Origin of the sequence: Tabrizicola sp. (assembly GCF_030694085.1) — a bacterium.
Lineage (GTDB): Bacteria > Pseudomonadota > Alphaproteobacteria > Rhodobacterales > Rhodobacteraceae > Tabrizicola.
Genome location: NZ_JAUXZE010000102.1, coordinates 14,955 through 40,184, shown reverse-complemented (window position 1 = coordinate 40,184; position 25,230 = coordinate 14,955). Strand labels below are relative to the sequence as shown.

At 66.0% G+C, this 25,230-nt stretch carries 23 protein-coding genes; 13 read left to right on the top strand and 10 right to left on the bottom strand.

Going from position 1 to position 25,230, the window contains the following annotated elements:
• Nucleotides 1-7: 7 nt before the first annotated feature.
• Together Q8M85_RS22860 and dapA are read right to left on the bottom strand one after the other, a co-directional pair.
• Nucleotides 8-1,036 carry a proline racemase family protein gene (locus tag Q8M85_RS22860; RefSeq protein ID WP_305549240.1) on the bottom strand — a complete coding sequence of 343 codons (1,029 nt, stop codon included), beginning with the start codon at nt 1,034-1,036 and terminating at the stop codon, nt 8-10.
• Between the two features lie 365 nt (nt 1,037-1,401).
• A complete protein-coding gene (dapA, locus tag Q8M85_RS22855) occupies nt 1,402-2,274 on the bottom strand; it encodes a 4-hydroxy-tetrahydrodipicolinate synthase (protein ID WP_305549237.1) in 873 nt (290 codons plus the stop codon).
• Nucleotides 2,275-2,408: 134 nt separating this feature from the next.
• Here dapA and Q8M85_RS22850 point away from each other — a divergent pair, with 134 nt between their 5' ends.
• Nucleotides 2,409-4,343: a lytic transglycosylase domain-containing protein gene (locus tag Q8M85_RS22850; RefSeq protein WP_305549235.1), complete on the top strand. Its 1,935-nt coding sequence runs from the start codon at nt 2,409-2,411 to the stop codon at nt 4,341-4,343.
• A 37-nt stretch (nt 4,344-4,380) separates the two neighbouring features.
• On the opposite strand, the gene Q8M85_RS22845 is transcribed toward Q8M85_RS22850, so the two are convergent.
• Nucleotides 4,381-4,821: a potassium channel family protein gene (locus Q8M85_RS22845; RefSeq protein ID WP_305549232.1), complete on the bottom strand. Its 441-nt coding sequence runs from the start codon at nt 4,819-4,821 to the stop codon at nt 4,381-4,383.
• A gap of 49 nt (nt 4,822-4,870) precedes the next feature.
• Between Q8M85_RS22845 and smpB the strand changes: the two genes are divergently transcribed.
• From smpB to Q8M85_RS22815, 6 genes are all read left to right on the top strand, one after another.
• A complete protein-coding gene (smpB, locus tag Q8M85_RS22840) occupies nt 4,871-5,350 on the top strand; it encodes an SsrA-binding protein SmpB (RefSeq protein ID WP_305549229.1) in 480 nt (159 codons plus the stop codon).
• A gap of 132 nt (nt 5,351-5,482) precedes the next feature.
• Nucleotides 5,483-5,770, top strand: a complete 288-nt coding sequence (locus Q8M85_RS22835; protein WP_305549226.1) for a hypothetical protein — start codon at nt 5,483-5,485, stop codon at nt 5,768-5,770.
• A gap of 90 nt (nt 5,771-5,860) precedes the next feature.
• A complete protein-coding gene (gene sseA, locus Q8M85_RS22830; RefSeq protein WP_305549223.1) occupies nt 5,861-6,724 on the top strand; it encodes a 3-mercaptopyruvate sulfurtransferase in 864 nt (287 codons plus the stop codon).
• Nucleotides 6,725-6,843: 119 nt separating this feature from the next.
• The gene (locus tag Q8M85_RS22825) at nt 6,844-8,019 is read left to right on the top strand and encodes an amino acid aminotransferase (protein WP_305549220.1); all 1,176 of its coding nucleotides are present in this window, start codon (nt 6,844-6,846) and stop codon (nt 8,017-8,019) included.
• A 6-nt stretch (nt 8,020-8,025) separates the two neighbouring features.
• Nucleotides 8,026-8,901: a DMT family transporter gene (locus tag Q8M85_RS22820; protein WP_305549217.1), complete on the top strand. Its 876-nt coding sequence runs from the start codon at nt 8,026-8,028 to the stop codon at nt 8,899-8,901.
• Between the two features lie 56 nt (nt 8,902-8,957).
• Nucleotides 8,958-10,277 carry an acetyl-CoA hydrolase/transferase family protein gene (locus Q8M85_RS22815; protein WP_305549214.1) on the top strand — a complete coding sequence of 440 codons (1,320 nt, stop codon included), beginning with the start codon at nt 8,958-8,960 and terminating at the stop codon, nt 10,275-10,277.
• A 271-nt stretch (nt 10,278-10,548) separates the two neighbouring features.
• On the opposite strand, the gene Q8M85_RS22810 is transcribed toward Q8M85_RS22815, so the two are convergent.
• The 4 genes from Q8M85_RS22810 to Q8M85_RS22795 all read right to left on the bottom strand — a co-directional run bounded on the left by Q8M85_RS22810 (nt 10,549) and on the right by Q8M85_RS22795 (nt 13,773).
• A complete protein-coding gene (locus tag Q8M85_RS22810) occupies nt 10,549-11,412 on the bottom strand; it encodes a DMT family transporter (RefSeq protein ID WP_305549211.1) in 864 nt (287 codons plus the stop codon).
• Between the two features lie 24 nt (nt 11,413-11,436).
• Nucleotides 11,437-11,865, bottom strand: a complete 429-nt coding sequence (locus Q8M85_RS22805; protein ID WP_305549209.1) for an EamA family transporter — start codon at nt 11,863-11,865, stop codon at nt 11,437-11,439.
• Nucleotides 11,866-12,039: 174 nt separating this feature from the next.
• The gene (locus tag Q8M85_RS22800; RefSeq protein WP_371135348.1) at nt 12,040-13,407 is read right to left on the bottom strand and encodes an ammonium transporter; all 1,368 of its coding nucleotides are present in this window, start codon (nt 13,405-13,407) and stop codon (nt 12,040-12,042) included.
• A gap of 27 nt (nt 13,408-13,434) precedes the next feature.
• Nucleotides 13,435-13,773 (bottom strand): P-II family nitrogen regulator, encoded by a 339-nt coding sequence (locus Q8M85_RS22795; protein ID WP_305549203.1) that lies wholly within the window; start codon nt 13,771-13,773, stop codon nt 13,435-13,437.
• A gap of 274 nt (nt 13,774-14,047) precedes the next feature.
• Here Q8M85_RS22795 and Q8M85_RS22790 point away from each other — a divergent pair, with 274 nt between their 5' ends.
• Nucleotides 14,048-16,357 (top strand): transglycosylase domain-containing protein, encoded by a 2,310-nt coding sequence (locus Q8M85_RS22790; protein ID WP_305549200.1) that lies wholly within the window; start codon nt 14,048-14,050, stop codon nt 16,355-16,357.
• Between the two features lie 150 nt (nt 16,358-16,507).
• Entirely contained in the window at nt 16,508-17,467 is a 960-nt protein-coding gene (locus tag Q8M85_RS22785; RefSeq protein WP_305549197.1) for a sensor histidine kinase, read from the top strand.
• Between the two features lie 64 nt (nt 17,468-17,531).
• On the opposite strand, the gene Q8M85_RS22780 is transcribed toward Q8M85_RS22785, so the two are convergent.
• Together Q8M85_RS22780 and Q8M85_RS22775 are read right to left on the bottom strand one after the other, a co-directional pair.
• Nucleotides 17,532-18,140, bottom strand: coding sequence for a phospholipid-binding protein MlaC (locus tag Q8M85_RS22780; protein WP_305549195.1), 609 nt, complete (start codon nt 18,138-18,140; stop codon nt 17,532-17,534).
• A complete protein-coding gene (locus Q8M85_RS22775) occupies nt 18,130-18,945 on the bottom strand; it encodes a VacJ family lipoprotein (RefSeq protein ID WP_305549192.1) in 816 nt (271 codons plus the stop codon). The genes Q8M85_RS22780 and Q8M85_RS22775 overlap by 11 nt, the downstream gene beginning before the upstream one ends.
• A 141-nt stretch (nt 18,946-19,086) precedes the next feature.
• On the opposite strand from Q8M85_RS22775, the gene Q8M85_RS22770 reads away from it, so the two are divergent.
• The 4 genes from Q8M85_RS22770 to Q8M85_RS22755 all read left to right on the top strand — a co-directional run bounded on the left by Q8M85_RS22770 (nt 19,087) and on the right by Q8M85_RS22755 (nt 24,295).
• Complete coding sequence (locus Q8M85_RS22770; protein ID WP_305549189.1) at nt 19,087-20,850, top strand: type I secretion system permease/ATPase; 1,764 nt, start codon at nt 19,087-19,089, stop codon at nt 20,848-20,850.
• On the top strand, nt 20,847-22,142 hold the full coding sequence (locus Q8M85_RS22765; protein WP_305549186.1) for an HlyD family type I secretion periplasmic adaptor subunit: 1,296 nt from the start codon (nt 20,847-20,849) through the stop codon (nt 22,140-22,142). Before Q8M85_RS22770 ends, Q8M85_RS22765 begins: the two co-directional genes overlap by 4 nt.
• Before the next feature lie 76 nt (nt 22,143-22,218).
• Nucleotides 22,219-23,259 carry a hypothetical protein gene (locus tag Q8M85_RS22760; protein ID WP_305549183.1) on the top strand — a complete coding sequence of 347 codons (1,041 nt, stop codon included), beginning with the start codon at nt 22,219-22,221 and terminating at the stop codon, nt 23,257-23,259.
• Complete coding sequence (locus tag Q8M85_RS22755; RefSeq protein ID WP_305549180.1) at nt 23,231-24,295, top strand: endonuclease/exonuclease/phosphatase family protein; 1,065 nt, start codon at nt 23,231-23,233, stop codon at nt 24,293-24,295. The genes Q8M85_RS22760 and Q8M85_RS22755 overlap by 29 nt, the downstream gene beginning before the upstream one ends.
• Here the strand turns inward: Q8M85_RS22755 and Q8M85_RS22750 are convergent.
• A complete protein-coding gene (locus Q8M85_RS22750; protein ID WP_305549177.1) occupies nt 24,259-25,149 on the bottom strand; it encodes an epimerase in 891 nt (296 codons plus the stop codon). The two genes, Q8M85_RS22755 and Q8M85_RS22750, sit on opposite strands and share 37 nt — an antisense overlap.
• Nucleotides 25,150-25,230 lie beyond the last annotated feature (81 nt).

Sequence of the window (25,230 nt, the reverse complement as noted above, 5' to 3'; positions counted from 1 at the left end):
ACAAGCATTACCGAGCACCCCAGGTGTCGGACAGCCGGTAGCCTTGCGGCCAGGGATCGGCTGGATCCAGCATGTGCTGGTGCGTGCCGGTGATCCAGGCGCGGCCCGAGATTTCGGGGAGGATGGCATTCAGGTCGCCGACCTTCGCGGCCCCGACGATCCGTCCTTCGAATTGCCCGCCGATCAGCGAATACGCGCGCAGCACCTCGCCCGGACCTATCTGGCCCCGCGCCGCAAGGATCGCGAGGCGGGCCGAGACGGCAGTGCCGGTGGGGGATCGGTCGATCTTGCCGGGGCGGACCGAGACGGCGTGTTTCGTCTCCCATCCGTCGGCCACACGGGTTAAGGGGCCCGCGAAGAGGCAGAAGGAAAAATGTGTCCAATCAGGGTTTTCCGGGTGGTGGAACCCCAGTTGCTCATCCGCCGCGGTGGTGATCTGGACGCCCAGCCTTGCCATCGCATGTGCGTCCTCGGGCGCATGGGTGAAGCCCAGGGCCTCGGCGTCCACCACGACGAAACTGTCGGCGCCATAGGCCGTGTCCACGGTCAGCCGACCGACGCCCGGCACGTCCAGCGGCACATCCAGCCGGTCGGCGAAGGAGGGAAGGTTGCGGACGTGGATGCGTTCGGCCTTGCCGTGGCGGCAGTCGGCACGGACGGTCACCAGTCCCCCCGGCGCTTCCAACACCATCTCGGTCACGGGTTCGGTCATCGGGATGATCCCGCTGTCCAGCAGCACGGTCGCCACGCAGATCGAGTTCGAGCCGGACATCGGCGGGTTGTCCTCGGGCTCCATGATGATGAAGCCCATCTGGGCGCGGGGGTCCTTGGGCGGGACCAGAAGGTTGACGTGCCGGAACACCCCGCCGCGCGGTTCGTTCAGGACGAAATTGCGCAGGGTCTGGTCGCGCCACAAGGCGTCGCGCATCTCCCACAAGGTCGCGCCCGGAGGCGGCGTGACACCGCCGACGATGACATCGCCTACCTCGCCCTCGGCATGGGCGGAAATGACGTGAATGGTTTTCGAGCTGCGCATGGGGTCCTCCATCGCGGGAGGGTGACCACGGGGCAGAGAGAATGGCAAGCGGGGCGGGGTTAAGGAAGGGTGAACGGGGGAATCTTGAAGGGGCACGCAACGGGGGGCGGCGGAAGCTGGAATTGCCTTGAAACGCTGGGATAATCCCGACGTTTTCCGATGGAGACGGCAGTCTTCCTTCTGTCTTCCTTGCGTCTGGTTTCCGTCCATACGCGCGCGGGACAGAGGGGCGGTTAACCCTCAGGCGCGAATCGCAGCACGGGCGTGACCGCGCCGGAGCTTCGGCGAGCCTCCTCGTTCGACTGCGTCTCCTCGTCGGGGGCGACCCGGCGAGGAGAACAGGACACGCGTGGACGAGTGGCGGCTCAGATCAGCCCGGCGTGCTTCATCGCGGCCTTGATCCTGGCCTTGGTGCCATCGGTCAGGCCCACCAGCGGCAGGCGCACCTCTTCCGAGCACAGACCGAGAAGCGACAACCCGTACTTCGCGCCGACGAGACCGGGTTCGATGAAGATCGCCTCGTGCAGCGGCATCAGCTTGTCCTGATATTCCAGCGCCTTGGAGTAGTCGCCGCGCAGCGTCGCCTCCTGGAACTCGGCGCAGAGGCGCGGGGCGACGTTCGCGGTCACGCTGATGCAACCGACGCCGCCATGCGCATTGAAACCCAGCGCCGTCGCATCTTCGCCGGAAAGCTGGATGAAGTCCGCCCCGCAGGACGCGCGCTGCTGGCTGACGCGCTCGATCTTGCCGGTGGCATCCTTGACGCCGATGATCCGCGGCAGCTTCGCAAGCGTGCCCATCGTTTCCGGCGTCATGTCCACGACCGACCGGCCGGGGATGTTGTAGATCACGATCGGCAGGCTGCAGCAGTCGTGCAGTGCGGTGTAATGCGCGATCAGGCCCGCTTGCGTGGGCTTGTTGTAATAGGGCGTCACGACCAGCGCGGCGGTCGCGCCGACCTTTTCGGCATGGCGCATCAGGCTGATGCCTTCGACGGTGTTGTTCGACCCCGCCCCGGCAATCACCGGGATGCGGCCCGCAACGGCGGCGACGACCTCTTCGATGACCTTCTGATGCTCGGCATGGGAAAGCGTCGGGCTTTCCCCGGTTGTTCCAACTGGCACGATCCCGTGCGAGCCTTCGGCGATGTGCCAGTCGACAAGTTTCTTCAGCGTCACCAGATCCAGTTCGCCGTTCTTGAACGGCGTCACCAGGGCAGGAAGGGACCCTCTGATCATGACGCTTCTCCTATGATGGGCGATATTGCCCGTAAGCGCGCTTCTCATAGCGGCTGGCAGTCCCGATGCCAAGTCTTGCGCATTAACGCACTCGTGGGTTGTCCACAGGCCGGCAGTCAGGCAGATTCAGCAGCATGAGCAGCAAGAACATGATCCGGGCGCTGGTCCTGGCCCTTGGCCTCCAGACGCTTGCGGCAGCAGCAGACACGACACAGGCGATGCGGACGGCGCTGGAGCTGGCCGCGGGCAAGGATTTCGACGGCGCGCTGGCCGTGGCGCCTTCGGGCGTCGGGCGTGACGTGATCGACTGGCAGCGCCTTCGGGCAGGCGCGGGGCGGTTGGGCGACTATGAGGACTTCCTCAGGCGTCGGCCGGACTGGCCTGGCTTGCCGCTTTTGCGTGAGAAGGGGGAGGAGGCCGTCGCGCGGTCGACAGACCCTGCCCGCGTGATCGCCTGGTTCGATGCCGGCCCCCCGGAAACCGGCGTTGGGGCCATCGCCTATGTCCGGGCCTTGCAGGCCGCCGGTCGCGCCGCCGATGCCGAGACCGAAGCGATGCGGGCCTGGGCTTCGCTGCCCTTCTCGCCCGACCAGGAGAAGGAACTGATCGGCCTTGCCCCCGAGGCGGTCGGCTTTGTGCATGAGTTGCGGCTGGACACCCTGCTTTGGGAAGGCAGGACCAGGGAAGCTGAACGGATGCTGCCCAGGGTGTCCCGAGACCTTCAGGTTCTGGCGCGCGCGCGGCTGGCCCTGCAGGCGGAAAGCAAGGGCGTGAGCGGGCTGATCGAGGCGGTGCCGAAGGCCAAGGCCGGGGATGCGGGCCTGGCCTACGACCGCTTCATCTGGCGAATGAAGAAGGACCTCTACGACGAGGCGGCGGAGCTGATCCTGGAACGCTCGAAATCGGCCGAAGGCCTGGGCCGCGCGAAGCCCTGGGCCGAACGCCGCGCGTTGCTGGCGCGCTGGCTGATGCGGCAGGGTCGCGCCAAGGAGGCCTACCGGATCGCCGCGAACCATCATATCCCGGTGGACGGCGGTGCCTCGGCCTATGCCGATCTCGAATTCCTGGCGGGCTTCATCGCGCTGCGCCGGCTGAACGATCCGGGGGCGGCGCAGAAGCATTTCCAGCACCTGCTGGCCGGGGTCTCTACGCCAATCAGCCTGGCGCGGGCACATTACTGGATCGGTCGGGCGCAAGAGGCGGCGGGCCAGGACGGCACCGCCAGCTACAAGGCGGCGGCGGCGCACCAGACCGCGTTCTACGGGTTGCTTGCCGCCGAGCGGCTGGGGCTGTCGCTGGATGCGGGCCTTCTGGCCCGGCCCGGCACCCCCGACTGGCGCGGGGCGAAATTCACTCAGTCGTCGGTGCTGGCCGCGGCAGAGCTTCTGCGCAAGGCCGGGGACAAGACGCTGGCCAAGCGGTTTCTGTTGCACCTTGGCGAAAGCCAGGACGCAACGGGCCTTGCCCAGATGGCAGACATGACACTGGCATGGGGTGAACCGCACCTGGCCGTCCTGGTCGCGAAGCAGGCAGCCGAACGCGGGGTGATCCTGCCGCACGCCTATTACCCGATCCCGGACTTCGTGCCCGACGGGCTGAAGGTCAGCCGGGCACTGGCCCTGTCGATCGCACGGAGGGAAAGCGAGTTCGACCCTGCCGCCCGTTCATCCGCCGATGCGCGGGGCCTGATGCAGGTCCTGCCGGGGACGGCAAAGCTGATGGCCGGGAAACTGGGCAAGCCCTTCGATGCTGCCAAGCTGATCTCGGACCCGGCCTACAACGTCGCGATGGGATCGGCCTACCTTGCCGAGATGGCCGGAGAATTCGGCCCCTCGATCGCGCTGATCGCCTCGGGCTATAACGCAGGACCCGGTCGTCCGCGCCGCTGGATCGGCGAATTCGGCGATCCCCGCCGACCGGACGTGGATGTGGTCGACTGGGTCGAGACCATCCCCTTTGCCGAGACGCGCACTTATGTGATGCGGGTGGCCGAGGGCGTGGTGATCTACCGTGCCAAGCTGAAAGGCGCGGTGGGACCTGTCAGGATCACCGACGAATTGAAAGGGTAGGTGGGCAGATTGCCCGCCCTACGTTCCGGGCGGACGGCTAGCCCTTGTGCCGCATTTCCAGCTGCGCCAGTCGAACCTGGCGCAGCGCCTCGACCAGGAGCGCGGTCAAGAGGCCGAAGCTGAGCAGGCCATTTACCGCAGCCATCGCCGAGAAGATGCGCCATTCGTCCGTCGGCACAACATCCCCCAACCCCAGGGTCGAAAAGGCCACGATGGCGAAGTAAAGCGACTCCTCCATCGACTTGAAGACCCCGGTCTCGAACAGGACATAGGCCCAGATCCAGATGTTCACGGTCAGCACCAGCAGCACCCAGACCCCCACGGCCACCAGCAAGAGAAGCAGCTTCAACCGCTGCGGCGGACGGACCAGCCAAGGATGCGCCACCCGGAAAGCACTTTCCAGCAGCAGCGCCGCCACGGCCATGACCAGCACGTTCAGGACCAGCAGCCCGGACCCCAGGGCAATTTGCAGTAACATGGCGTGCCTTCTGGACTAAGCCTGCCCCAGACCTTATCTGACGATCATCATGGTGGCCAAGTCCGATCCCAACTCCAAGCTGATCGCCGAAAACCGGCGGGCGCGTTTCGATTACTCGATCGAAAGCGATCTTGAGGCCGGCATCATGCTGTTCGGGTCCGAGGTGAAAAGCCTGCGCCAGGGCGGGTCGAACATCGCGGAAAGCTATGCATCCGTGGAAGGCGGCGAGCTTTGGCTGATCAACGGCTACATCGCGCCCTATCTGCAGGCCAAGACCTTCGGGCATGACGAACGGCGGCGGCGCAAGCTTCTGGTGTCGAAGAAGGAATTGTCGCGCCTGTGGTCGGCGGTGGGCCGCGAGGGCATGACCATCGTTCCGATGAAGATGTACTTCAACGACCGCGGGATCGTGAAACTTAAGCTCGGGATCGCAAAGGGCAAGAAGCTGGCCGACAAGCGCGAGACCAGCGCCAAGCGCGACTGGGACCGCGACAAGGCCCGGCTTCTGAAGCAGAACAGCCGCGGCTGATCTTGCACTGATCGAACATTTCTTGCCGGATCTGCGTCAATCTGGCACACTTTCCCATACTGGACAGAAAGTCCGGGGGGTAAGCCGGGCAAACCCGGTGCGGGAACCGGCGGAAAGTGGGAGTTACGGGTAATGGAATTAATCATCCAGATCATTGCAGGCCTTCTGGGCGGCAACGCGGCGGGAGCGGGCCTGAAGAACCTCAGCCTCGGGACAGCAGGCAACTCGGTCGTAGGCGCCGTGGGCGGCGGGCTTGGCGGGCTTTTGATGGGGATGCTGGGCGGTGATGCCGGCGCGGCAGCGGGTGCGGCGGCCAACCTCGACATCGGCGCCATCATTCAGTCGGTGGCCGGAGGCGGCATCGGCGGCGCGATCCTGACGGTCATCGCCGGGATGCTGAAGAAGGCTCTGGTGAAGTAACGACGCTGGCGCGGGGGCAATGCGTCTCCGCGCCGCTTGCACGGGCCGCGCCTGAATGCGTATATCCGGCTCAACCCCCGGGAGGCCCGCATGACCCCATCGCCGCAGGATGACCCCAGGACGCTGGTCTCGACCGACTGGCTTGCCAGGCATTTGCGTGACCCCGACCTTCGGGTGCTGGACGCCAGCTGGTATCTTCCGGCGCAGACCCGCGACGCGAAGGCCGAATACGCCGCCGCTCATATTCCCGGCGCGCGTTTCTTCGACATTGACGAGATTTCCGACCAGCGGTCCAGCCTGCCCCACATGGCCCCCCCGCCCGAGAAGTTCATCTCGCGGATGCGGGCACTGGGCGTGGGCGACGGGCATCAGGTGGTGATCTATGACGGCGCGGGCATCTTCAGCGCGGCGCGGGTCTGGTGGACCTTCCGGCTGATGGGCAAGACCGACGTGGCCGTTCTGGACGGCGGCTTCCCCAGATGGCAGGCCGAAGGTCGCGAAATCGAGGACATGCCCCCGGTGATCCGCGACCGGCACATGACCGTTTCCCGCCAGAACCATCTGGTGAAGGACGTGACGCAAGTCGCCCATGCCGCCAAGCTGGGCGAGGCGGAAATCCTCGACGCCCGTTCGGCCCCGCGCTTCCGGGGCGAGGCGCCGGAACCCCGCGCGGGTCTGCGGTCGGGCCATATTCCGGGGTCGAAGAACATCCCCTTCGCCGAGGTGCTGAACCCCGACGGCACGATGAAATCGCCCGCCGCCCTGCGCGAGGTGTTCGAGGCGGCAGGCGTCGACCTGAAGAAACCCGCGATCACCTCTTGCGGCTCGGGCGTGACGGCTGCCGTCCTGTCATTGGCGCTGGAGCGGATCGGCCACCGGAACCACGCGCTTTATGACGGGTCCTGGGCCGAGTGGGGCATGTATGACGATCTGCGGGTGGCGACCGGCCCCTGACGCCTGCCAGCGAAAAGTGGGAATGGTATTCGCGACCGGCAGGCGACTACCCCCTTCGCCGCTTGCCGTCCGTTTCGCGTTGTGGCACTGGGCTGGCGTCCAAACCCCCGGGAAATCCCATGCTTGAAACCCTGAATCCCCAGCCGCAGGACAAGATCCTGCAACTTATCGCCATGTACCGGGACGACCCCCGGACCACCAAGATCGACCTTGGCGTCGGCGTCTACAAGGACGCGACCGGCCTGACCCCGGTCATGCGTGCGGTCAAGGCGGCGGAAAAGCAGCTGTGGGAGACGGAGAAGACCAAGACCTACACCGGCCTTGCGGGCGAACCCGCCTATAACGCGGCGCTGGTTTCGATGATCCTGGGCGACGGCTTTGCTGACCGCGCGGCCTCGGTCGCCACCCCCGGCGGGACCGGCGCGATCCGGCAGGCGCTGGAATTGATCAAGATGGCCAACCCCAAGGCCCGCGTCTGGATGTCGGCCCCGACCTGGCCGAACCATCCCTCGATCGTGAAATACCTTGGCATGACGGGGGTGGAGTATCGCTACTTCGACGTTGCAACCTCGGGCATCGACTTCCCTGGCCTGATGGCCGACCTTGAGGGCGTGGCGGCGGGCGATGCGGTGATGCTGCACGGTTGCTGCCACAACCCGACGGGTGCGAACTTGAGCGCAGACCAGTGGGATCAGGTGATTGCGCTTCTGCAGAAGAAGCAGGCCGTGCCCTTCGTCGATCTCGCCTACCAGGGTTTTGGCGACGGGCTGGAAGAAGACGCCGCCGCCACCCGCAAGGTCGCCGCCGCCTTCCCCGAGGTGCTGATCGCCGCCTCGTGCAGCAAGAACTTCGGCATCTACCGCGAGCGGACGGGGATTCTGGTGGCCCTCACGTCGCCCGACCGCAAGGCCGTGGTGCAGGGCAACCTGAACTTCCTGAACCGGCAGAACTACAGCTTCCCGCCCGACCACGGCGCGCGGCTGGTGACGATGATCCTTGAAGATCAGGCGCTGACCGCCGAGTGGAAGGCCGAGCTTGAGGAGGTCCGCCAGAACATGCTGGGCCTGCGGAAAGCCTTGGCCGATGAGCTGCGCCGCGCCACCAACTCTGACCGCTTCGACTTTGTCGCACATCATCGCGGCATGTTCAGCCGTCTGGGCCTGACCGAGGCGCAGGTGAACCGGCTGCGCGAAGAACACGGAATCTACATGGTCGGGGACAGCCGGATCAACATTGCCGGGCTGAACGCCAAGACCGTTCCGATCCTTGCCGCAGCCATCGCGCAGGTGATCTGACGCAGCATGCTGGCCGTCGCCCTGTCCCTTGCAGCGGCGGCGGCCTTTGCGGCTTCGGCCATGTTCATCGACTCTGTCTCGGGGCGGGTCGGGCCGCTGCAACTGTCGCGCTGGCAGATGAGCCTCGCGTTCCTGATGACCGTCGTCGTCGTGCTGGTCACGGGCGGCTGGAGGTCGCTGGACCCAGAAATGGTCCTCTGGCTGACCGCATCCTCGGTGTCTGGGATCATGGTCGGCTCACTGACCTATATCGCGACGATCCAGTATACGGGGCCGCGCATCTCGGCGCTGCTGTTCACCACCGCGTCGCCCTTCGCGCTGATCCTTGGTTTCGGCTTTCGCGCCGAGACTGTCAGCCCGCTTCAGGCCGCAGGCGTCGGCCTGATCGTCGCCGGGATTGCGCTGGCGGTGATGGGTCCGAAGCAGGACGAGGGCGCACGGACGCCAAAGCCGCTGTGGATCGGGATCCTGTTGGGACTGGTGACCTCTTTCGCGCAGGCGCTGGGAAGCCTGCTTGCCCGCCCGGCGATGCTGGCCGGCGCCGATCCGGTGGCCGCAATGGTGGTGCGGTCCGGGACGGGGGCGCTTTTCTTCATCGCGCTGCTCACTCTCCCCGCACTTCGGCCCGCCACTCTGCCCTCGCGGCCCGAGCTTCGGCAGATCGGCCTTTCAGCCCTTGCTGGAATGGTCGTCGGCATGTCCTTCCTGATGGCCGCGCTGGCGAGGGGGGATGTCGGGATCGTCACCACCCTGTCCTCGACCACCCCGATCCTGATCCTGCCGATGGTCTGGGCCGCCTATCGCCGGATATCGGGGCCGACGGCCTGGGCCGGGGCCGTGCTGGCGGTCATCGGAACCGCCTTGATCAGCCTGTCGAGCTAAAGCTTGGCAGAACCCCCGGCCCGTGATTGACTGCCGCCAAGCTCCGGGGGGAAGCCATGACAAGATCGGCGCGCAGGATCACGGCCGAGGAAGCGGCGGCGCTGGTGCAACCGGGCATGTGGCTTGACTTCGGGGCCGTGCTGGGCCAGCCCGACGCCTTTGACGAGGCACTGGCGGCCCGGCTGGGCCCGCTGACCAACCTTCGCTTCCGTTCGGTCCTCACCGCCCGCCCGCGCGCGGTGCTGGAGGCGGACCCGGACGGGCGGCACGTCCACTGGTTCTCCACCCATTTCTCCGGCTACGACCGCAGGAAGCACGACGCCGGGATGGCGCATTACCTGCCGGTGAACCTGGGCGAGGTGCCGGACTACTATCGCCGCTTCATCGACCCGCCGGACATCGTGGTCTTCAAGACCGCTCCGATGGATGCCGAGGGCTACTTCAACTTCGGGCCTAACACGCTGTGGATGCGGGCTCTGGTCGAACGCGGCAAGGTGGTGATTGTCGAGGAGACGCCGACGCTGCCTTACGTCATGGGCGAAGGGACGGGCGTGCATGTGTCCGAGGTCGACTTCATCATCCCGGGATTCGACCGCCCGATGGCGGAACTGCCGAAGGCCCCGGCGACCGAGGTCGACAAGGCCGTCGCCCGCCTGATCGCGGCCGAGGTCGAGGACGGGTCCTGCCTGCAGATCGGGATCGGGGGGATGCCGAACGCGGTGTGCTCCTTGCTGGCCGAGAGCCCGGTTTCCGACCTGGGCATCCACACCGAGATGATGACCGACGGGATCGTGGACCTGTATCGCGCCGGGCGGGTGACGGGGGCGAAGAAGCAGCTGAACCCGGGGCGCATGGTCTGCACCTTCGCGCTCGGGGCGCAGTATCTGTACGATTTCATCGACCGGAACCCGGAGGTGGAGTTTCATCCGGTCGATTACACCAACCTGCCGCACATGATCATGCGGAACGACCGGGTGGTGTCGATCAACAACACCACCCAGATCGACCTGCAGGGGCAGGTGGCGTCCGAGACGGACGGGTTCCGGCACATCTCGGGGACCGGGGGGCAGCTGCAGTTCGTGCGGGGGGCCTATGGGTCGAAGGGTGGGAAAAGCTTCATGTGCCTCGCCTCGACCTACGAGAAGAAGGGGGAGAGGCGGAGCCGGATCGTGACGGCGCTGACACGGGGCAACGTGGTGACGACGCCGCGGACCGACATGATGTATGTGGTGACGGAATACGGGATGGTGAACCTGAAGGGGCGGTCGATCGCCGATCGGGCGCAGGCGCTGATTTCCATCGCGCACCCCGATTTCCGGGAGGAGCTGGAGCGGGATGCCTATGAACACCGGCTGATCCCGCGGGGGTTCTTCTGAAGGTGTCCACGGCGGACAAACTCTGAGTCCCCATTTGAATCAATGGCTTGGGTTTTTCTGTTCAGCATTTCTTAACACCTCGCAGGGGGCAGCGGTTTTCACATTGAGCGCCTTGCGGCGCGAAGTCCTTTTGTCTTGCCGTTTTGCGTGAAGAACGCAAAACGGCCCGGGTTATGCCTCCGGCGGGGATATTTGGGCAAATGTGAAAGGAGGCTGCGCAGCCTGGAGCCGTGCGTTCAGGCACGCAATGCGCGCCACGCGCTTTCCGCTGTTATCGGCTGGCCTTCCAGGCCGCCAGAAGCCCTGCCGCCGCGATCAGGGCCATGCCGGCAAAGCCCAGTGCATCGGGCAGTTGCTGGAACACCAGCCAGCCCAGGATCGTCGCGAAGGCGATGTGCATGTAGTTGACCGGCGCCAGGGTGGAGGCCGGGGCCTCGCGGTAGGCCGAGGTGAACATCAGGTGCCCGGCGGTCGCCAGTGCGCCCAGGGTCAGCATCAGGCCGGCATCAAGGGCGGACGGCATGGTCTCGGTATTCAGTGCCAGGGTCAGGGAAATGAAGACCACCGCCCCGACCAGCGCGGTGTGGGCCATGAGCGCCATCGTGGTTTCCGTGCGCGCGAGGACGCGGGTCAGCACGTGATAGCCGGTGGCCAGGTTCGCGTTCATCAGCGACAGCGCCACACCCCAGGGATCAAGGCCGCTGCCGGGGCGGGCGATGAGGAGGACGCCCGCGAAACCCAGCGCGGCAGCGATCCAGCCAAGCCGACTGATGCGTTCGCCCAGGACGGTCGCGGCGGTCAGCATGACGAGGACGGGGGTGACATAGATGATCGCCACCGTTTCGGCGACCGGCATCACCCGCAGCGCCAGCAGCATGGAGATGGAAGCCAGCGCCAGGCAGAGGCCGCGCAGGATCACCAGGCCGGTGCGGTTGGTCCGCCACAGGGCCGCGCCGTGACGCGGGGCCATGACCAGCGCGACCAGCGCCAGGTTCACGCTGTAGCGCACCGCCAGGATCATGGTCACGGCGTAAAGCATGGCGAGATGTTTGCCGAGCGTGTCGGCGGCCGCAAACAGCATCGTCGCGGCGACCACAAGGCCAACTCCGCGCAGCGGATTTCCCTGATCTGGCATGAGCTGACTGATTTTCCTTGTGTCCTAGACCTTTAGCGCAACGAGGACCGCCCCGACGCCTATGAGAAGGACCCCGGTCCAGTTCACCGCAGACAGACGCTCGCCCAGGAAGATGGCGGCGAAGATCGCCACAAGCACGACACTGAGTTTGTCGATCGGCGCCACGCGCGATGCATCGCCAAGTTTCAGCGCGCGGAAATAGCAAAGCCAGGACGCTCCAGTGGCGAGGCCGGAAAGCGCGATGGCAGCCAGAGTGGTCCAGGAGACCTGGGCCGGGTTCTGCCATTGGCCGGTCCCGGCGACGATGAGGGCAAGGACCGCCAGGACGACGCACGTGCGCAGCAGCGTGACATAGTCCGAGGGCAGGCCGCTGACCCCGATCTTGGCGAAGATTGCGGTGAGGGCGGCGAACACGGCAGACAAGACGGCCCAGAACTGCCAGCTTGATGTCATCTCGAATTCCTTACCCGCGGCAGGATCGAAGCTACACGCGCAGGTGTATCGCGTCGATGCCTACTTCACGTCGTACAGCCAGGCCAAATTGCAGAACGGCCCGCGGGGGGAGGACCCACGGGCCGTCTGGTTGCGGCGGCAGGAGGGAGGAGGTTCCTGCCGCCGGTCGTGCGTTTACGAGTGGTAGGCCTGCTCGCCGTGGGTGGTGAGGTCGAGGCCCTGGCGTTCCGTGTCGTTGTCCACCCGGAGGCCGATGGTCATGTCCACCAGCTTGAAGGCGATGAAGGACACGACGCCAGACCAGACGATGGTGATCAGCACACCCTCGATCTGGATCCAGAGCTGCGCCATCATCGCGTAGTCGTCGCCCTTGACCCCACCGAAGGCTGCAGCCGAGAAGACCCCGGTCAGGACCGCGCCGACAATCCCGGCGACCCCGTGGATACCGAACACGTCCAGGCTGTCGTCGTACTTCATCTTGTGCTTCACCACGGTGACGAAGAGGTAGCTTGCGAGCGTGGCGATGATACCCAGCGCGATGGAGCCCATCGGGCCAACAGTGCCGCAGGCCGGGGTGATGGCGACAAGGCCGGTCACCATGCCCGAGGCCGCACCCAGCATCGACGCCTTGCCCCGCTGCATCGCTTCGATGCCGCACCAGGCCAGAGTCGCGGCTGCGGTGCAGATGAAGGTGTTGATCATCGCCAGCGTCGCGCCACCGTTGGCTTCAAGGTTCGAACCGACGTTGAAACCGAACCAGCCGACCCAGAGCATCGAAGCCCCGATCATCGTCATCACCATCGAGTGCGGCGCCATGTTGTCCTTGCCGTAGCCGATCCGCGGACCGATCACCAAGGCCCCAACCAGTGCCGCGATCCCGGCGTTGATGTGGACCACTGTGCCGCCGGCAAAGTCGATCGCACCCTTGGCGAAGAGGTAGCCGTTTGCATCCCAGACCATGTGGGCGATCGGGAAGTACGAGAAGGTGCCCCAGAGGACCGAGAACACCAGCACGGCCTTGAACTTAACCCGCTCTGCAAAGGCGCCGATGATCAGCGCCGGAGTGATCGCGGCGAAGGTCATCTGGAAGGCAATGAACAGGTACTCCGGTATCTCGTAGCCGGCGGAGAATGTGGCGGACATGCTGTCGGCATTGACACCGGACAGGAACAGCTTGCCCGTGCCGCCCCACCAGGGCGAGGTCGAGCCGCCGAAGGCGAAGGAATAGCCGTAGACCACCCAGACGATCATCATCACGCAGGCGATGACAGTGGTCTGCATCAGGATCGACAGCATGTTCTTCGACCGCACCAGGCCGCCGTAGAACAGCGCCAGACCCGGCAGGGTCATGAAGAGGACGAGGATGGTCGAGACCATCATCCAGCTTACGTCGCCCTTGTCCATGACGGGGACGACTTCCTCGACCACCTCGGCGGCGGCTTCGGCCACTTCGGTCGTGGCCTCCTGCGCCCAGGCGGGCAGGCTGGCGAAAAGCGCTGCGCCAAGCGCACCGAGGCCAGCAAGTTTCATGTGGTTGCTCATGTCAGTGGTTACCCCTTCCCCACGCTTTCACAGCGCATCGTCATCGATTTCGCCAGTGCGGACCCGCACGGCGTGTTCTACGTCCAGAACGAAAATCTTTCCGTCGCCGATCTTGTCGGTCTTTGCCGTCTTCTGGATCGTCGAGACGACCTGATCGGACAGGGCGTCGGAGACGACGATCTCGAGCCGGACCTTCGGCACGAAGTTCACGGCATATTCGGCACCACGGTAGATCTCGGTATGGCCGGACTGGCTGCCGAACCCCTTGATCTCGGTCACCATCATCCCGCGCACGCCGATGGCGGTCAGCGCTTCGCGGACCTCCTCGAGCTTGAACGGCTTGATTGCTGCAATGATGAGCTTCACGTGCTTCCCCTCTCTTGTGCGGCATTCAGGGCGCGGACCCTTCGTTGGGAATGAGGGCGGGCATTGCTGCGAATGCACAAGGAATGGACCGCGCGGCCGGGACGTGCCGGGGGCATAAGTGCACATTTTTTGCACTTATCCTGGCGTATGCCTAATTCTTGGGCGGCGGAGCGACGCGAATCGTCGTCCAGCTGACTTCGCTTTCCGTCAGATCCGGGATATTGTCGCCTGCAAAGGGGTCGGAATGGCCCAGGTTGCGAGTGGCAGAGCAGGCATGGCAGCGAAAGACCGGGGGCGTGGCCCCCTTGTTGCAGACAAGAGGTATTCGACTTCGCGCGCGGCCCCGTCGGGTGGCGGGCCGCGCAAGCCTGCGCCGCCGAAAGAGCCGCGCAAGCGGGCGCGTGCGGCACGGCCCAGACGGCAGCACGGGCTGGTGGTCGGGCTGTTTGTGGCGATCTGGCGGGTGATCTGGGGCATCGCCTGGCGGGGCTCGGCGATCGGGGCGCTGATTCTGGGCGGGTTCGTGTGGTACTACTACGCGCAACTGCCCGAGCTGGAGGCGGTCGTGGACGGTCGCGCGCGCGGATCGGTGACGATGCTGGACCGCAAGGGTGAGGTCTTCGCCTGGCGGGGCGAGACCTTCGGGGGCATGGTGACGGCACAAAGCGTGTCGCCCGACCTGCACGACGCGGTCGTGGCGACCGAGGATCGACGGTTCTACTGGCATTTCGGGATCAGTCCGCGCGGCATCGCCAGCGCGATCCGCATCAACCTGTCCGAAGGGCGCGGCGCGTTCGAAGGCAACGGCGGCTCGACCATCACCCAGCAGACGGCCAAGCTTCTGTGTCTGGGGGTGCAGTGGGACCCGACGAAGTGGAAGTCCGAGGCCGACTACGAGAAGGACTGCCGCAGGGGTGGCATCTGGCGCAAGCTGAAGGAAGTCCCCTTCGCGATGGCTATGGAGGTCAAGTACTCCAAGGAAGACATCCTGACGATCTACTTCAACCGCGCCTATCTGGGGGCGGGCGCGCGGGGTTTCGAGGCGGCGGCGCAGCGGTATTTCGGCAAGTCGGCCAAGGACGTCAGCGCGGCCGAGGCGGCGATGCTGGCGGGGCTGTTGAAGGCTCCGTCCACATTTGCGCCGACGGCAAGCCTGGAGCGGGCGCGGAACCGGGCGGCGGTGGTTGTCGGGCTGATGGAGGAACAGGGCTACCTGACCAAGGCCGAGGCCGACACCGCGCGGGCCAGTCCGGCCGCGCTGTCCAAGGCGGCACGGCAGAAGTCGGGCGGCTATTTCGCCGACTGGGTGATGGAGACGACCCCGGACTACCTGGCACGGGACACGACGGAAGACGTGGTCATCGAGACCACGCTGGACCAGGAGATGCAGAAGAAGGCCGAAGAGGCCCTGACCTGGATCTTCGAGAACAAGGTGAAGGCGGGGTCAAAGGCCCAGGCGGCCATCGTGGTCATGAGCGCGGATGGCGCGGTGCGGGCGATGGTCGGCGGGCGCAACCTGCCCAACGCGGGCGATTTCAACCGCGCGACGCAGGCGCTGCGGCAGACGGGATCGACCTTCAAACCCTTCATCTATGCCGTGGCGATGGACCTGGGCTACAGCCCGCTGGACTATGTCGAGGACACGCCCATGTGCATCTACACGGCCGGGTCGGGCGACTGGTGTCCACAGAATTACGACAAGAAGTTCAAGGGTCAGATCACGCTGACGCAAGCCCTGGCTGAAAGCCGGAACATCCCGGCGGTCCGCGTGTCCGAGGCGGTGGGCCGCGATCTGGTGAAGCAGGTGGCGACCGACTTCGGCCTGGCGCAGAACTTTGCCGACGGCCCGGCTTTGGCCCTGGGCGTGTCGGAATCGACGCTGATCGACATGACCGGGGCCTTCGCAGGGATTCTGAACGGGGGATCCTCGGTCGCGCCTTATGGCTTCGACTCGCTGAAGCTGAAGGGTATGGACGAGCCCCTGTTCGGCGCGGGCGGCGGCATCGGCGAGCGGGTGATCTCGGAGAAGGCGGCCCACGCGCTGACCTACATGATGACCGAGGTGCTGAATTCCGGCACCGGAGGTCGGGCACGGCTGAAAGACCGCGAAGCGGCGGGCAAGACCGGCACCACGCAAAGCGCGCGGGATGCGTGGTTCGTGGGCTTTACCGCCGATTACGTCGTCGGCGTCTGGATGGGCTATGACGACAACTCGCCGCTGACCGGGGTGACGGGCGGCGGGTTGCCTGCCGAGATCTGGCATGAAGTCATGGTACGGATCAACGAAGGGGTCCCGCCGAAGCCGCTGATCAAGGACATCCCCGATTCGACCTATGCCCCGGTCGGCGGCAGTGATGGAGCGATCTCGGCTGAGGACGTGCCCTATTTCGACGACCCCAACGCCCCGCTTTTCGATGGCGAGCAGTACGAACAGCCGCTGCCCCAGGCCTATACCGCCCCCCTGCCCGAGGATGTGCCGGTGTTCGATGGCCCGCCGCCCGAGGGCGCGGTGATGGAAGGCCCGGTCGAAGGCAGGCGCGGCGATCTGGTGGAACAGTTGCTGGACGACGTGCTGGGCAACTGAGGCTTGATCGGCGGGCACGCCGCTGGCAGTCTTGAAGTTCGAATATGGTCCAGGAAGGCCCTATCCTGAGCCGTGGCAGGGTGTGGGTTCGCGGTTAATCGGGAATTGTCCTTTATGTTTGGCTCTACTGATCCCACTCTGGATCTCACCGTGCTGCGCGACATGCCCGCCTCGCTGATGGTGCTTGATCGCGACCTTCGCTACGTGATGGCCAGTGACATGTATCTAGAGACGGTCGGCCGGACCTTGCCGGAGCTGATCGGGCGCCACCTTTTCGAAGCGTTCCCGGAGGTCGAGGAGCGGCGTAGACCGCTGGAACACTCCATGCGGCGCGCGCTGGCTGGCGAAGCCAATTCAATCGAGCGGCTGGCCTACAGCATCCCGGACCCGAACGACCTGAGCCGCACAACCGAAGCCTGGTGGCGCTGCCGCCACACTCCACTGATCGGTCCCGACGGCAGCATCGGCCATGTGGTGCAGATCACCGAGAACATCACCGAACTGGTCCGGGCGGAAGAGCAGAAGAACGCGATTGCGCACGAGCTTCAGCACCGGGTCGGCAATCTTTTGAGCCTGGTTCAGGTCATCGCCCGGCGGACGGCGGGGTCTTCCGAAACGCTGCCGACCTTCCTGGAACGGTTCGACGCGCGCATGCAGTCGATGGCCAGGACCCATTCCTACCTGATCGGCACCAACTGGGATCGCATGTCCCTTGGCGAAGTGATCGCCCGCCAGCTTCAGTACGGCCACGATGACCTTGCGGCCCAGATGACCATCGGTGGGCCAGAGGTGCTGCTGGGGGCCAGCGAGGCGCAGATGATGTCGATGGCGATCCACGAACTGACGACCAACTCGTTGAAGTACGGGGCACTGAAGGATGCGAGCGGAAGCCTGGATGTGTCCTGGTCAAGCGATGCCGGGCGAGGCTTCACCTTCCAATGGATCGAATCGGGGGTCGGTCCCGCCGCGCCTTCGCAGCGCAGCGGATTTGGCTCGATGATCCTGGACATGATCGTCCCGTCCCAGCTGGGTGGCACATCCAGCCGGACCTTCGGGCCGGACGGCCTGCACTATGCGATCACCGTCGAGAAGCGGTCCCCGCCAGTCTGAAGGGCTGGCGGTCTGAAGGGCCGGACGGGCGCAGGGGCCGGACGGGCGCAGGGGCCGGACAGGCCTAGAGGCTGGAGAGATCCGCGATCAGCCGGTCAAGGCTGCCGCCACGCTGGTCCAGAAGCGCGCCCATCTCGGTGCGTTCCGAGGCCAGCATGTTCACGCCCTCGATGATGATGTTGAAGAACAGGCTCTTGCCGGATTTGTCGCTGACGTGCCAGCGCACCTCGAACGGGGCCTCACCCTTGAGGCGGGCGGTCGAGATTACCTCGTAGTAGCTTTTCACCGCGCGGGCCTCGGCGACGTCGATCTTGCCGCCCTGGAATTCACGGAAGCGGCGGCCGTATTTGCGGCTGATGTAGCCCTGGAAGGCCTTGGTATAGGCCGAAAGCTGCCCCTTCGAGGCCGAGCGGGCTGCCGTGCCAAGGACCGAGCGCGCGATGGCGGGCACGTCGGCATAGCGGGCGAAGAGCTGCTCGAAGTCGCGCAGCATTGCGGCTTCGGACTTGCCCGAGTTGATGATCGAATTGATGTCGGCGACCGTCTTGTCGACCAGACCCTTCGCGGCTTCGGCCGTCAGCGCCAGGGCGGGGCGGGGCAGCGCGGCCAGTGCCGCGGCAGTTGCCAGTCCAGCCACGAAGCCGCGGCGCGAGAGGGTCAGGTCACTGGGCATAGGGGTCCTCATAGGGGTCGATGAAGGCGTCGTCGCTGGGTGCATCTGCATAGGGGTCAATGAACCCGTCGTCGTTGGCTGCGGCGGCACCGCCCGCCTTCGCCAGCTGGAACCGCCGGTTCTGCAGGTAAAGGAGCCGCGCCTGAGCATAGCTGTCTGCACTTTCATATAGGAGCGAATCCACCGTATCCGAGAAGCGGTCGCGATCACCAAGGCGTGAGAACAGCTTGAGGACCGTGGCGGCGGTGGCCTCTTTCTTGGGCAGTGCCAACCGGACCGGGTTCAGCGCGACATCGACCACGCTGCCGACCGTGTCGCGCACGGTCGAGGGGCCGGCAAGCGGCAGTTCGACATAAGGCCCCTCGCCCACGCCCCAGACATGCAGCGTCTCGCCGAAATCGGTGGGGTTTTCCGGCAGGCCAAGCTCGGAAGCGATGTCGATGGTGCCGCCCAGCCCGAAGGTCAGGTTGGCGGCCAGCCGCAGCGTGTTCTCGGCCGCAGCCACGAGGCGCAGTTGCAGCAGGTTGTTCGCGATGTCGCCAGGCAGGTCGAGCGTGTCCGCGACATTGCCGACCGCACGCTTCACCGGCTCGGGGACGCTGCCGAAGCCTTTGGAGGCGGGACCAACCAGCGCACGGTCGACACCCTTGTTGAAGGCATGGACCTTGCGGTTTGCGGGTTCGAACGGATCATTGAAGCCGTCACCCGACGGCGCGGCACCGCAGGCCGCAAGACCCGCGACTGCGAGAAGGGCAAGCGTTCTGCGCAGATGCTGCCCGGAAATAAAGGAAATGTTCAGACCCATGATCCTACTGTGCGGCCAATACGCCGCTAAGCATAGTCTTGCGTCGGCGTTGGCAAGGCATAAGTCCGTGACTTGTCCAACACAACGGCGAAGCGTGGCACAGACGTCGCGGCTGGCAGGAACACGCCAAGGACGAGTTGGATGGCAAGGCCCATGATCACAGCGCCCGACCAAGTGCCCAGTCCTGCGCCCGGACTGGCCGAGCTTGCGGCCGCCGGAGCCGAGTCGCGTCAAGCCATCATGATCGCCCTGATCTTCTCGACGATGGTCAACCTGCTGATGCTGACCGCGCCGCTTTACATGCTGCAGGTCTATGACCGCGTCCTGGTCTCTCGGTCGGAAGAAACCTTGCTGGCGCTTTCGCTGCTGATGGGGTTTCTGTTTCTGCTGATGGGCCTTCTAGACCATGCCCGCACCCGGATCACCGCGCGGCTGGGTGCCCGGCTTCAGGCCCGCCTTGATCCGCGCGTCCTGTCTGCCGCGTTCCGCAGGCTGGCCGTCGCCCCGCAGGACCATGCGGCACAGGTCGCGCAGCGCGACCTGGACGCCATCGCGCGGTTCTGGGCCTCCCCTGTGCTTCTGGCGCTGTTCGATGCGCCTTGGGCGCCGGTCTTTGCAGCGGCGATCTTCGTCTTCCATCCCTGGCTGGGGTGGCTGGCCCTGGGCGGTGGCCTGATGATCGTGCTTTTCAGCTGGCTGAACCAGCGCAGCACCGAGCGGCCCCTGCACACCGCGACCCTGGCCATGCTTGCGGCCGACCGGCAGGCCGAGAACCTGAAGGCCGAGTCCGAGGTCATCCAGGCGCTGGGGATGACCCAGGCAGCCTTCATCCGGCTGCATCGGTGGCGGGAGCAGGCGCTGGTGGCGGGGCTGACTGCCTCGGACGCTTCTGGGCGCTATACGGTCCTGATCAGGACGTTCCGCCTGTTCCTGCAATCCGCGATGCTGGGGCTCGCGGCCTGGCTTGTCTTGCGGCAAGAGCTTTCGGCGGGGGCGATGATCGCGGCCTCTATCCTGATGGGGCGTGCCTTGCAGCCGGTCGAGCAGGCGGTGGGGCAGTGGCCGGTCCTGACCCGGGCGCGGCAGGCGCGGGTGCGGCTCGCCGGGTTGTTGTCGGCTGAGCCCAGTGTGCCGACACGCACTCCGCTGCCCCGACCGCGGGCGGTGCTGGAGGTGCAGGGGCTGACCGTGGTGCCGCCTGGTGGCGCGACCCCGGTGCTGAGGGATCTGTCTTTCCGGCTGGGTCCCGGGCAGGCGCTGGGGGTGATCGGGCCATCGGCCTCGGGAAAGTCCACGCTGGCGCGCGCGTTGATCGGGGTCTGGGGGCCCAGCGCGGGTCGCATCCGGCTGGAGGGCGCGGCGCTGAACCAGTTCGATCCCGACGTCCTGGGCAGCCTGATCGGATATCTGCCGCAGCGGGTGGGGCTATTTGACGGCACCATCGCCGAGAACATTGCCCGGCTGCAGTCCGGTGCCGATCCGGGCCGGATTGTCGCGGCGGCGCAGGCGGCCGCAGCGCATGAGATGATCCTGGAGCTGCCTGAAGGCTATGACACCCAGGTGGCAAGCGTGGGCAGTCGTCTGTCAGGAGGCCAGATCCAGCGCATCGGCCTGGCACGGGCCCTGTATGGCGACCCGGTGCTTCTGATCCTGGACGAGCCGAATTCAAGCCTCGACAACGAGGGGGCGCAGGCACTGAACCAGGCGATCCGGGCCGCGAAAGAGATGGGGGCCGCCGTGCTGATCATGGCGCACCGACCCGCGGCGCTGCAGGACTGCGACCTGCTTTTGGTGCTGCACCAGGGCACCGCAGCGGCCTTCGGCGCGCGCGATGCCGTCCTGCGGCAAATGGTTCGGAACGCGGGAGACATCGCGCGTACCACAGCCCCCGCGGGTGTCGCATGAGCGGAGTGCTTTCGATCCGCGGGCCCGTGATCCTGGGCCTGGCTGCCTTCGTGGCGCTGGTCCTGGTCTTGGGGCTTTGGGGGACAACCGCGCGGATCGCGGGTGCGGTCATCGCCCAGGGTCAGATCGAGGTCGAGCGCGACCGCCAGATCGTCCAGCACCCCGAAGGCGGCGTGGTGGAGGCGATCTTGGTGGTCGAAGGGGAACGGGTCTCGGCCGGGGACCCTTTGATTCGGTTGGACGGGGCGGCGCTGCAGTCGGAACTGGTCATCGTCGATGGGCGGCTGAGCGCGCTTTCCAGCCAGGCCGCCCGCCTGGAGGCCGAGCGCGACGGCAGCGCCGTCGTTGAGTTCGCGGCGGACCTTCTGGCCCTTGCCGCCACCACGCCCGCGGTCGCGGCGCAACTGGACGGTCAGCGCCGCCTGTTCGAGGCTCGACGCACGACGCTGGACGAGGCGCGCACGCTTCTGCTGCGGCGCATCGACCAGATTGCCGCGCAGTCGGGCGGACTTCTGGCCCAGAGCGGCGCGGTCCGCACGCAGCTGGAGTTTGTCGAGCAGGAACTGGCGGTGCAGCGGGGCTTGCGCGCCAAGGGTTTGGCGCGGGCCGGACCGCTCTTGTCCCTGGAACGGGAAAAGGCGCGGCTTTCGGGGCAACTTGGCGCGCTGGAGGCCGAGCTTGCGCGCAGCGACGGCCAGATCACCGAAACCGAGATGCAGGTATCCGGCCTTGCAAGCACCCGGCGAGAAGCGGCGACGACCGAGCTGCGCGACATCGAGGCGCAGATGCTGGAACTGGCCGAGCGTCGCCGTGCCCTGGCCGAACGCATCAACCGACTGGAGATCCGGGCACCGGTGTCCGGCATTGTCCTGGGCCTGCAAGTGACGACGCCCCGCGCCGTGCTGCGCGCGGGCGAGCCGGTGCTTTACCTTGTTCCGCAGGACCGGCCCCTGGTGATCACCGCGCGCATCGCCCCGATCCACATCAACGAGGTGATCGTCGGCCAGGCGGCGGAACTTGTGTTTCCGGCCTTCTCCTCGCGGACGACGCCACATCTGCAGGGGACGGTGGTCATGGTCTCGGCCGATGCGCTGCGCGACCCCGCGACGGGAACGCAGTACTACCGTGCCGAGCTGGAACTGAACGCGGGCGAAGCGACCCGCCTTGGCGATCAGGTGCTGCTCCCCGGGATGCCGGTCGATGTCTTCCTGCAGACGGGGGACCGGACACCGCTTGCCTATCTGGTCAAACCCTTCACCGACTACCTTGGCCGCGCCTTCCGCGAAAGCTGACGCCTGGGCAACAGGTGACCAAGATTGTGCGATGAATCTGCACGACTTCGCCCGTTCGGCCTAGACTGACCCTGAAATGGCCACAAAGCTTGGTCTAGATGCGCACAACCAGGGCGAGTCGGCTGGAGACGGTGTGGAATTGGGCGGAATTGTGGCAAGCGGCACCGCATTGATTGAAGGGTTGCGCAGCAGGTTGCGACTGACCGCTGTGGTGTCGACCGACGGCTGGGCGCGGACCTGGCTGTCCCGCGCGACGGCTGCGGCTGTGCGGGCCTTTCTGGTGATGATCCTGATCGTCGTGCCCTCGGTCATCCTGCCCGGCATCGGCACCGACACCAAGCAGATCGTTGCGCTGGTCGCGCTGTTCGGCGGCGCGCTTGTGTTCTTCGAATACAACGCCGTCTACCCCAGCCTGATCGAGTTCCGCGACGGCGCGCCCTACAACCGGATCCGCTTTCTGATGATGCTGACGATCGTGGTGATCCTGTCGGCCATCGTCGCCGATATCGAACATTCGACCACCGTCTCGCGCTTCTTTCATGCTGTGGGCCTTCTGATCGGCGCCTCGCTTGACTTCCCGTATTCGCCGGTGCGGCTGGTCAGCTACATGCTGGACGCCAATGCCACGCCCGCGCAGATCGCACAGGTCAAGATCGCGGCGGGGACGGCCTACCTGATCTCGCTGTTCTCGCTGGCGCTGTTCGTGATCGTGCTGAAGCTTGTCGGCTGGCCGTCGACCAAGGCGGCGTTCAACGTCTGGGTCAACCTGCCCACCTTCGAGCCGACCGCCGGGGGCGACGTCGTCGACCGGCTGGTGCGGGATTCTCATGCCAACCTGGCCGTGGGCTTCCTTTTGCCCTTCGTCATCCCGGCCGTGGTCGCACTTCTAAGCACCGGCATCCCGGCCGAGACGCTGACCTCGCCACAGACGCTGATCTGGGCGATGGCGCTTTGGGCCTATCTGCCCGCGGCGCTGATCATGCGGGCGGTCGCGATGGCGCGGATCGCCGACATGATACGGATCAAGCGGGCGGCAAAGCTGGCGGTCCTGGGCGCGATCGAGCCGTCCAAGCTGGACCGCAGCGCGGATGACGAGGACGAGGACGACGATCTTTAGCCGCCTTCTTCTTCTGGCGTTCCTGCTTGCGCTGCCGGCAGAGGCCGAGACGCTGCGCATCGCCACCTGGAACGTCGCGCTGGACCGGTCGGGTCCGGGACTTCTGGTAAAGGACCTTGCCGCAGGGGACCCGCAGGCTGGGGCCGTGGTTCGGGTTCTCGTGGCGCTGAAGGCGGATGTGGTGCTGCTGACATCGGTCGATTACGACCGGGGCGGGGTCGCGCTGGGGCTGCTGGCCGATCAACTGCGTGCGGCAGGCCTGGACTATCCCCATCAATTCGCCTTGCGACCGAACACCGGGATGCAGACCGGGTTCGATATCGACGGCAACGGCAGGCTGGGCGATGCGCGCGATGCGCAAGGGTTCGGGCTGTTCTCGGGCCATGCCGGGATGGCGGTGCTGTCGCGGCTGCCGATCGAGGAAGGCGCGCGGGATTTCTCGGCCTTTCTGTGGCGGGACCTGCCGGGCAGTCTGTCCGACGACCCGCCAGAGCTGGCTTTGGTGCAGCGCCTGGCGACGACCGGATTCTGGGACGTGCCGATCAGGACCGACGCGGGTCGCTTGCACCTCTTGGCCTGGCATGCGACGCCGCCGGTCTTTGACGGGCCCAAGGACCGCAACGGTCGGCGCAATCATGACGAGGCGGCCTTCTGGGGGATGTTGCTGGACGGCAGGCTGCCGATGCACCCGCCCGACGCGCCCTTCGTCCTGCTGGGAGACGGCAATCTGGACCCCGACGACGGCGACGGGCGACGTGAGGGGATCGGGGGGCTTCTTGCGCATCCTTTGCTGCAGGACCCGAAGCCGACGGGACAGCACGGTCGCGCAGAGCCAGCACACCTCGGCGATCCGGCGCTGGATACGGTGATCTACGACCACCTTGGCGGTCTGCGGCTGGACTATGTGCTACCCGCCGCCGACCTGGTGGTCTCCGGGGCGGGCGTCCTGTGGCCCGCGCCGGACGATCCGCTGATGCCCGAACTGGCCGCCGCGTCGCATCACTTTCCGGTCTGGGTCGACATCATCCTGCCCTGAAGGTGACGCGCGATCACCGTGTCGAGATCGGTGTCCTGCCAGTCCGGCAGCCAGCGCCGCAGGGGGGCGGGATCAAGCTGGTGCGGGTGGTCGAAGAGATACAGCATCTCGCGCAGTTCGCGCGCCAGTTCCCAGACCGGGCTGGCGACAGTGAAGATCCAGCGCGGGAAGCGTTTGATGCGCATCGGGCGACCGGACAGGCGGGAAATCCGGGCCGCAAGGTCGGAGATGGTAAAGGCGTGGCCACCGAATGGGATGTCGGCATAGGCGGGCAGCGCATCGCCCAATGCCGCCAAAGCCAGCGCCGCGCGGGCCATGTCAGGAAGGTAGGCATAGGCGTGCAGCGCGTGGGGATCGCCCAGCGTGGTGACCTTTCCCTTGGCCACCTCGCCCAGGATCAGGCGGTTCATCACCATCTGCGGTGCCTCGGGCAAGAGGAAGTCGCCGCCCCGCAGCAGGATCGTGCGCTGGCCCTGGTCTGCTGCAGCGCGATACCGCGCCTCCATCTCGGCGCGGATGCGGCCTTTGCGGCTGACCGGCCGGTGCGGCGTGCCGGCGTTCCAGGGACCGGGCTGGGTGCCGTAGGGGTAGACGTTTCCGGGCACGAGGAGCGTCGCGCCCGAGGCCTTTCCGGCCGCCAGGACCGATGCGGTGATCTCGGGGATCAGGCGGTCCCAGTCGTGATAGGCGGGAGGGTTCAACCCGTTGACGATCAGGTCCGCGCCTTTCGCCGCCTGTGCCATGTCGGTGCCGCGTTTGTAGCGCCGAACGGTCCAGCCTGCGCCTTGCAGAGCGTTTGCGACCTGACCGCCAAACCCGCCGGACGCGCCAAGAACCAGTGCTGTCTGTGTCATGAACGAACTCCTTTCCACAGGATATGCGGTCGGGCAATCGCAAAAGGAATTGCATGAAATTATCCACCCAGTATTCATAAG